General features: G+C 62.9%; 7 protein-coding genes and 1 pseudogene. 3 read left to right on the forward strand and 5 right to left on the reverse strand.

Features of this window, described 5'->3' with window-relative positions; translation table 11 throughout:
* A partial coding sequence (locus CAPSK01_RS07320; RefSeq protein ID WP_273703250.1) for a PEP-CTERM sorting domain-containing protein occupies positions 1-614 on the forward strand: 614 nt, incomplete at its 5' end.
* A gap of 87 nt (positions 615-701) precedes the next feature.
* Here CAPSK01_RS07320 and CAPSK01_RS22175 read toward each other — a convergent pair.
* From CAPSK01_RS22175 to CAPSK01_RS22180, 4 genes and pseudogenes are all read right to left on the reverse strand, one after another.
* Complete coding sequence (locus tag CAPSK01_RS22175; protein ID WP_273703251.1) at positions 702-4811, reverse strand: EAL domain-containing protein; 4110 nt, start codon at positions 4809-4811, stop codon at positions 702-704.
* A 34-nt stretch (positions 4812-4845) separates the two neighbouring features.
* Entirely contained in the window at positions 4846-5976 is a 1131-nt protein-coding gene (locus CAPSK01_RS07330) for an ABC transporter substrate-binding protein (RefSeq protein WP_273703252.1), read from the reverse strand.
* A 232-nt stretch (positions 5977-6208) separates the two neighbouring features.
* Positions 6209-6862: a hypothetical protein gene (locus CAPSK01_RS07335; protein ID WP_273703253.1), complete on the reverse strand. Its 654-nt coding sequence runs from the start codon at positions 6860-6862 to the stop codon at positions 6209-6211.
* Between the two features lie 77 nt (positions 6863-6939).
* Positions 6940-7130 (reverse strand): annotated as a pseudogene (locus CAPSK01_RS22180) (phosphoadenosine phosphosulfate reductase family protein); the annotation flags it as partial.
* A 103-nt stretch (positions 7131-7233) separates the two neighbouring features.
* Here CAPSK01_RS22180 and CAPSK01_RS07340 point away from each other — a divergent pair.
* Together CAPSK01_RS07340 and CAPSK01_RS07345 are read left to right on the forward strand one after the other, a co-directional pair.
* Positions 7234-7560: a type II toxin-antitoxin system RelE/ParE family toxin gene (locus CAPSK01_RS07340; RefSeq protein WP_034924942.1), complete on the forward strand. Its 327-nt coding sequence runs from the start codon at positions 7234-7236 to the stop codon at positions 7558-7560.
* Positions 7557-7838, forward strand: coding sequence for a helix-turn-helix transcriptional regulator (locus tag CAPSK01_RS07345; protein WP_034924516.1), 282 nt, complete (start codon positions 7557-7559; stop codon positions 7836-7838). Before CAPSK01_RS07340 ends, CAPSK01_RS07345 begins: the two co-directional genes overlap by 4 nt.
* Before the next feature lie 109 nt (positions 7839-7947).
* On the opposite strand, the gene CAPSK01_RS07350 is transcribed toward CAPSK01_RS07345, so the two are convergent.
* Entirely contained in the window at positions 7948-8271 is a 324-nt protein-coding gene (locus tag CAPSK01_RS07350) for a SpoIIE family protein phosphatase (protein ID WP_273703254.1), read from the reverse strand.
* Positions 8272-8318 lie beyond the last annotated feature (47 nt).

The following is an 8318-nucleotide window of genomic DNA, read 5'->3' on the forward strand; positions in this document are numbered from 1 at the left end:
AAGAGCAGGTGTTCTGGGGCCTGCGCGTGCCGTTATCAGGCCTGGCGAAGCCCTACGCTTTCAAGGACGCCTGGTTCGGCAGTGCCGAAGTCACGCCGGACGGGCCACCCACGGCCACAGATGACTGGCGCACCCGCTGGTTCCCCACCAGCCGCGAATTCGACTACGGCGTGTTGGACGGCATGGAGTTGAGCGTGCTGCTGGTGGGCAAACCCATCACGATGGACCTGGGCGACACGCTCTGGCTCGACGTCATCTTCCACGGCATCTACGAGGTGCGGGGCACCGCCGACACCGGCTACTTCTCGGCGGCGCTGGCCGACTTCAGCCACAGCGGCGCGCTGAGCTTCCATGCCATCGACACCGACACCGGTCTGCCGACGGACGGCCTGAAGTTCACGCTGCTGGGACCGGTACCCACGGTGTCCGAGCCATCGTCCATCGCGGTGCTGGGTCTGGGCCTGGCGCTGCTGGTCGGATGGCGGGCAAACGCCCGACGGCGCGCCCGATACGGATGCCGCGGCACGCCGCCCCCAGCCCATCGCCAAGGGCGGGTATTGCGGGCTCCCTGGTCGCCAAGGACCTGCCGGAAGAAAGCCGATTTCGCCGGCTGAGCACCCACAGCAAGCCATCAACGGCGAGCGCATCGAACGCCCTGCGGTGCCGCATCGACACGGCGATCGATCGGGCGGCATCCTGCCCTACGTTCTCGACGAATTGCTCGGAGCCCCTGCGGGAAACACGACCGACTGACCCGCTCTGCGGTCGTAGTGGAAACGGACAAAGGATTCCGCCGCTGCCGGAGGGCTGTAGTAGTAGCCCTGGATGGCATGGCAGCCGTGCGCTTCCAGGTAATCGAGCTGGGCGATGGTCTCGACTCCCTCGGCGATGACTTCCATCTTCAGGCTGGTCGCCATGGCCACGATGGCATCGACGATGACCGCATCGTTACTGTCATTGGCAAGGTCGCGCACGAAGGAGCGGTCGATTTTCAGGCGCGTCACCGGAAATCGCTTCAGGTAGGCAAGACTCGAATAGCCGGTGCCGAAATCGTCGATCGCCATTTTCACGCCCGCCACGGCGAGTTGGTGCAAGGCTGCCGTCGCCTGGTCGGGATCGATCATCAGCATGCTCTCGGTCAATTCGAGTTCGAGGCTTGCCGGATCGATCCCGGAGGCGCGAATCATGGCCGAGATCCGCTCGCTCAGGTCCCGCTGCTGAAACTGCCGCGCCGACAGATTGACGCTGATGCGCAGACCGGGCTGTCCGCCAAGCTGCCAGCGCCTGGCCTGGCGGCAAGCCTCGCCGAGCACCCATTCGCCGATCGGCACGATCAGCCCGGTCTCCTCGGCGATCGCAATGAAACGGTCGGGCGCAATCAGTCCCCGTTGCGGATGCTGCCAACGAATCAGCGCTTCCATGCCGATGACCTCGCCGCTGCGGCAATCGACCTGCGGCTGATAATGAAGCAGGAACTCGCCACGCTCGATCGCCAGACGTAGATCGTTCTCGATCGTGACCCGTTCCTGCACGCTCTGATTCATCGCCTGCGTGAAGAACTGGAAATTGTTGCGGCCGCGTTCCTTGGCGTGATACATCGCCGTGTCGGCGTTGCGCAGCAAGGTTGCCGCATCCTCGCCGTCCTCCGGATAAACGCTGATGCCGATGCTCGGCGTCACGTGCAGCGCGTGGCCTTCGAGCAGGTACGGCGCGGCGGCGACCTTCAGCACTTTCCTGGCGACCACGGCCACGCGCCTGATGGCCGCCAGTTCGGGGATGACGATGACGAACTCGTCGCCGCCCAGCCGCGCCACCGTCTCGGTCTGGCGCAACACTTCCGTCAGGCGCTGGGCGAGTTGCTCGAGCAGGCGGTCGCCGGTATCGTGCCCGAGCGTGTCGTTGATCAGCTTGAAGTGATCGAGATCGAGGAACAGCACCGCCATGTGGTCATCGTTGCGTTTCGACTTGGCGATGGCCTGACGAATCCGGTCGTCGAGCAGGGTGCGGTTTGGCAGCTTGGTCAGCGCATCGTGGTGGGCGAGGAAGTGGATATCCTGCTCCCACTGCTTGCGCTCGCTGATGTCCAGGAAAGTCCCGGTGTAATGCGTCACTTCGCCGCCGGCATTGCGAACGGCGGTGATGGTCAGCCACCCGGGGAAGATCTCGCCATTCTTGCGCCGGCTCCATACCTCGCCGCGCCAGACACCGACGTCAAGAATGCTTTCCCACATGGCTTGATAGAAGTCGGCATCGTGCCGCCCGGAGGAGAAAATTTTCCAGCTCTGCCCGATCAGTTCATGCTCCGTATAACCCGACAGGGCAAGCAGGGCCGGGTTAACCGAGAGAATTCGCTTCTCGGCGTCGGTGATGCAAATGCCTTCGGCGCTCGCCGCAAACACGGTCGCCGCCAGACGTTGTGCTGCCTCGGCGCGACGCTCCTCGCCGAGGCGCCAGATTTCCTGGCTGATCAGTTGCAGGGTCTCGACCTCCAGCGGCGTGTAGGGTTCGGCCTTGTTGCCGATCCCTGCGATCAGCCGGACCTTGCCGTTGGCGATGACCGGCACGGTGACCAGACGAAGCAGGGGCGAATGCCCTTGCGGCAGGCCGCGACGGCCCTCTGCCGACGCATAGTCGTTGCAGACCACCGGCTCGCGGCGGCGGACGACATCGGCCCAAATACCGGCCTGGCTGATCGGATAATGTTTGTCGAAAGTCACCGTACAGGATTCGTCGAGCGTGCGCCGCGACCACGCCACGAACTCGATGGTCTCCTGATCGTCGGCAACGAAATGGACGAACGAGATTGCGCTGCTGGTCAAGCGTTCGACCACTTCGAGGCAGTACGGCATGAATTCGGCTTCTGACATCCGATCGGCGGCGCGCGGCATTTCGTGCAGCGCCGTGGCGCGTGCCGCCTGCAGGGCAAGCAGTTCATCCGCCTGTCGCTGCCTTTCTTCGGCACGCTGGCGCTCGGTAATGTCGGTCAGGATGCAGTGCGTCCGCGCCACCCCCTGCCGATCGTGAGTGATCCGGCCGTTGATGAGCACGGTACGCGTTTCACCGTCCTTGCGCCGCAAATCCAACAGCAGGCTTTCGATGTGGCCGGCAGCGACGAAATTCGGGAAGCTCTCGGCGAGTACCGGCAGCGAAGGTTCCTCGATGAAATCGGTGATCGGACGCCCGAGCACCTCGTCACGCGCATAACCGCCAAGCAGGGCGAGCCAGGCCTCATTGACATCGAGGATTGCCGCATGCATGTCCAGCGACTGGTAGGGCAGAGGCGCCAGACGGAACAGGCCTCGATAACGCTCTTCCGACGCGGCGAGCTGCTCGGCGGCAGCGCGTTCGGCGGTAACATCGCGGGCAATGCCGGAAAAACCGACGATGGCGGTGTTGTCATGGGTACCCGCACGGTCGGCGACAATGTTCCATTGCAGCAGATGCACCGCACCATTGCGCGCAAGCTGCCGAATCTCGAACTGCAAGGCCGGGTCATCGCCTTGCAGCCAGGTGGCGAAAGCCTGTCGAGTGCGCTCACGATCCTCGGGGTGGACGAATTCAAAGGCAGACAGTCCGATACAGTCAGCGGCCGGCAGGCCGAAATAGGTCTCGGCCATGTAATTGACAAAGCTCAGTCGCCCCTCACGATCGACGCAGGTGATCAGGTCGCGTGTAGTCTCGACGACGCCGCGGTACCTGGCCTCGCTCTCGCGCAGTAGCGCTTCCCGTTCGAGCACGGCCTGGGCCATGCGGCGCATGCTTTGTGCCAGCTTTTCGATCTCGTCGGTGCCCGAGGGTGGAATCTGCGCGCGGTAGTTGCCATCGGCGACCGCTTCCAGGTGCCTGGCGAACTGGCCAAGCCGCTGGGTCATCCGCCGGCTCGCCAGCACTGCCGCAATGACCGCCAGCAGCAGCGCCAGCAGACTGCCGAAGGCCAGCGACTGCAGCGTCGAACGGAACGTGGCGAAGGCCTGTTCGGTCGGCTGCGCGATCAGCGCCGTCCAGCCCGCTTCACGGACCGGCGTACTGCTGCCGATGTAGTCAATGCCGTCCAGACGGAAGCGCACGACTTGTGGCGAGACCGCGTCACCCCCACTCAGTAGCGGCAGGTGGCTGAGGTTTTCCTGATGCAGGGCGCGCTCGGCATCGGGATGTCCGACGACATTGCCACGCCGGTCGACAATGATCGGCAGCACATCGGCGGCGCTGGCGAGCAATTTGGCAAAGCGCGAGACTTCCTGCAAATTGAGTTCGCCCACCAGGACGCCGTCCTTGGGTGGTGCCACAGTGGCCGACTCCGCTGTGATCGTCAATGGCAGGGCCAGTGCCACCACGATGTGTCCACCGGTCGACAAATAGGTATCGGACCACACTGGCTGCTGCTGCGCACGTGCCGCATGCACAAAGCGGCGACCAGAGAAATCGATGCCGAGCTGGTTGTCGCGCAAGGCACGGCGAGCCTTCGGCAAGCCGACTTCGAGAACCCGATCGGCACCATCGACGACGTAGATCGACTCGATGGCGCCATCCGCCTGGGCCAGGGTATCGAGCATGACGCGCAGTTGGGCGGTGTCCATCCTCGGCTGGCTGCCGACATCGTCAGCCAGGAGGCCAAGATGAGCAGAAAATTTCTCGAGAAAAGCGTCGATCTGCGTCGCCGTTGTTGTTCCGAGCGCATGATTCTGGTCCTCCACACCGGTGTTGAGACGCGGCAGGAGAACGCCGAGCAGCACTACGATGACCGTCAGGATGGCCAGCGCGACCAGCGACGACAACCCGAGCGACAACCAGAATCGTAGCGAGCGTGACATTTTCAGCCGTGGCCTCGTCGTCCCTTGAAGCGGGTCAATGCAGGCGCACGAAGGCGCCATCGCGGATGGTGGTCAGATAGGTCTCGCGTGTGGCGTCGCCGGTGGCGTCGAAACGTATCTCCGACTGTGCGCCGGAAAACACGCCACGCGCAAGAATGACCTGCTTCAGGGTCTGGCCGGGCTGTCTGGCGACAAGCGCATCGAGCACCACGTTCGCCGCGTCGAAGGCGGCGAGGCCGCCAAATCCCGGCTCCTGGCCGAAGCGCTCGACGTAGCGCCTGCAAAAGGCCACATAAGCGGGTTGTGTGCTGTCGCGATCGACAAACTGCGCGATCACGACGCCTTCGACTGTCCTGCCACCCAACTCGATCAGACGCTCGGTGGCGGCCCACTCCGAGGTGCCGATGCGCACGACGGCATCGCGCTTGCGGATCTGCTGCGCGAGTAGAGCAGCATCGACTGAATTGGCCAGGATCAGCACCATCTCCGGTTTCGCCCTGAGAAGACTCTCTGCCAGGTCAGCAAACGAGGTTTCCTGGCCCGAACTAAAGGCCAAAACGGTACTGATCGTGCCACCGGCCAATTCGAAGGCGCGGCGATAGTCGGCCAGCCAGCCCTCGGTATAGGCCCGATTGTGCAGATCATAGGCGACCGCGACACGGCGCAGCCCCAATCGGTCGAAGTGATAAGCGGCACTGATGCGTGCGTATTCGGTGGTCGAAGCGACGACCCGCAGGAAGTGATCGTCGACCCCGGTCAGCGTTGTTGTCGTCACCGTCGGGCTGAGCATCACCAGTCCGGCCTCGTTGACCAGCGGTACCGTAGCCACCGCCATGGCGCTGGTCATCGGCCCGATGATCGCCTCGACCTTGCGCTCCAGGAGGCGGCCAACGGCTTTTCTGGCGAGATCCGGGTCCTGCTTGTCGTCCTCGACGATCAGTTCGACCACCCGGCCGTTCACACCCCCGCTACTGTTGCGCATTTCGACGGCCAACATGGCGCCGTTGCGACCGGCAATTCCCAGGTCGGCCACCCGACCCGAGATACCGCCGAGAAAGCCCAGGCGCAGTGGCTCCGGCGGTGTACAGCCAGTCAACGCACCACAAATCGCAAGCAGGACGGTGACACATTGCCACCAGCGTGGAAGCGAACTCTCTCCGGCCAAGGATCGATCCTCTCGACATCCGTCGAAAAAGACATGGCAGCGCGGACAACGCGCTTCCCGCCGCAGGCTAATTGCCTGAAACAATCCTGGACATTATGCAGAATGTCGGGCTCGCTGTCCAAGAAAGGTGCGTCAGCGACTCACGAATCTCCGCCCCCGGCAAGCAGGAGAGCAAAACCGGGGAAGAGGCAGAGGGCACTGGGTGGGTCAGAAAGCAGCTTACCTATGGTGACTATGCGCCGCGAGCAGACACCTGAAGTCGGTACATCAGGCCCCCGGAACGAAAACCGATTTGTCCGTTCAATGCTTCGAGGATCATTTCCGCCTTGACTGCAGCGGACTGTACCTGGCGTTGTGCAAAGGTCTTGCTCGAATAGACCCGCAGTTCGCCGTTGCCCGGAATGTAGCCGACAATGCCACGACCATTCGCAGCGGCATTGATGAAGGTCTCGTCCGTGTGCTCCTGCTCGATGGCGCACCATTGGCCGGCTTCGAGACGGCACAGATAACGCGAGACCAGCGCCGTCCGCGGCTCCTGCGCCAGAACGATGGCGAAGATGCCGTTGTCGGAAAAGACATCGAGGATCTTCTGCGCACGCAGGAACGCCGCCGGAAAGATGTTGACCCGGTCGGCGACGGTCAACAGATAAGGCTGACCGAGGTAATTCGACCAGCCGGCCGTACGGAAAAACACCGTCGCATTGGCCATCACCGGCCAGGTGGTGCGTACGATCCCTGCTTCGTCGAGTTCGATCAAACCGCGGTCGGAATCATTGACCACGGCAAACAGCCTGCCACCGATGCGCAACATACGGTCGTGGGCGACGTACGTTGCGGGAAATCCGGCCGCCGGCGGCGGGGATGAAGAGAGTCGCGTCACCGACACGACCGCATCTCCATGGTAAGTCCGGCGATATCCTGGCGACGCCAGGCCGGCGTCATCGAGTGTCGCTGGTGGCAGCGTACGATCGGCCGGCGATGGGCGAGATCGACGGCAAGGCCAGGCGCTCGCGTTCGATGTATTGCCAGACGTCGATCTCGGTCCAATTGGCGATCGGGAAGACACGTATGTTTTCGCCCTTGAGGCTGCGCGCGTTGTACAGGTCCCAGAGCTCGGGCCGCTGGTTTTTCGGGTCCCACTGGCCGAATTCGTTCGGTAACCGGCAGCAGACCGCCGCTGCGGCGAACGATCGGCCGGCAGTGAACGAAATAGACTTGAGACTTGCGTATTTATATCCAAAGCAGTATTTTCAGCCCATGAAGCTACTCCGATTCCTGGGTGATTCGCTCAAGTGCTTGCGGGAATTCCCCGAGGATGCCAGGCACGATGCGGGCTACCAACTGGACAAGGTGCAGCGTGGCGAGCAGCCCAACGATTTCAAGCCAATGGCTTCCATCGGAAGAGGCGTGGAGGAAATCCGGGTGTGGGACGACACCGGCACCTACCGTGTGATCTACACGGCCAGGCTGGCGGATGCGGTCTACGTGCTGCACGCTTTCCAGAAGAAGACGCAGACGGCGGCCAAGCGCGACGTCGAACTTGCCAGGAGACGATTCACCGAACTGATGAGGGATGTCCAATGAACAAACCAGAGACTTTCAGCAGCGTGTGGGATGCGATCGCCGACACACCCCAGCAGGCCGCCAACCTTCAAGCCCGCGCCGAACTGATGCGGCAAATCGCAGCCATCATCAAGGACAGCGACTGGAAGCAGGCCGACGCTGCAACCCATTGCGGCGTTACACAGCCGCGCATCAATGACCTGTTGCGCGGGCGCGTGTCGCAGTTCTCCCTCGATGCCCTGGTGAACATCGCCACAGCACTGGGCCGGCGAGTGCATGTGGAGTTGGAAGTCGCGTAACCAGGTGCCTGCGCGGCCGGTGACCCTGAAGCGAAAGGCACGGTATTCCGGCTATCTTACGGGTGACCGCAAGGGCTGCCGTTGATTTTCGCGTGGGGACTGAAATTGTTCAGGACTTCCTCGCACTCCGCCCATGGTGCTCGTACAACACCACGGAGATGTTGTCGTGCCCGCCGGAGTGGTTTGCGCGGTCGACCAACTGCGTCGCGATCTGGCGCATCGAGCCATCGCCGCCCGTCACGTCGGCAATTTCCTGATCGGAGAGCATCTCCCACAGTCCGTCCGAGCACAGCAGAACACGGTCGCCTGAAGTCAATGGGCACAGGTTCATCTCCGGAGCGAATCCGACAGTCATTCCGATGGCCCGCAGCACTTCGTTCTTGTCGGGATGCCTGCGTGCCTCATCCCGCGTCAACACGCCGACCGTGACCAATTGCGCCGCGAGCAGACACCTGAAGTCGGTACATCAGGCCCCCGGAA

The organism is Candidatus Accumulibacter vicinus (assembly GCF_000584955.1).
In the GTDB taxonomy this organism is placed as follows: domain Bacteria; phylum Pseudomonadota; class Gammaproteobacteria; order Burkholderiales; family Rhodocyclaceae; genus Accumulibacter; species Accumulibacter vicinus.

Coding starts and splice junctions, on each gene's coding strand:
- CAPSK01_RS22175 (WP_273703251.1), bottom strand. CDS start 4,811: ATGTCACGCTCGCTACGATTCTGGTTGTCGCTCGGGTTGTCGTCGCTG.
- CAPSK01_RS07340 (WP_034924942.1), top strand. CDS start 7,234: ATGAAGCTACTCCGATTCCTGGGTGATTCGCTCAAGTGCTTGCGGGAA.
- CAPSK01_RS07345 (WP_034924516.1), top strand. CDS start 7,557: ATGAACAAACCAGAGACTTTCAGCAGCGTGTGGGATGCGATCGCCGAC.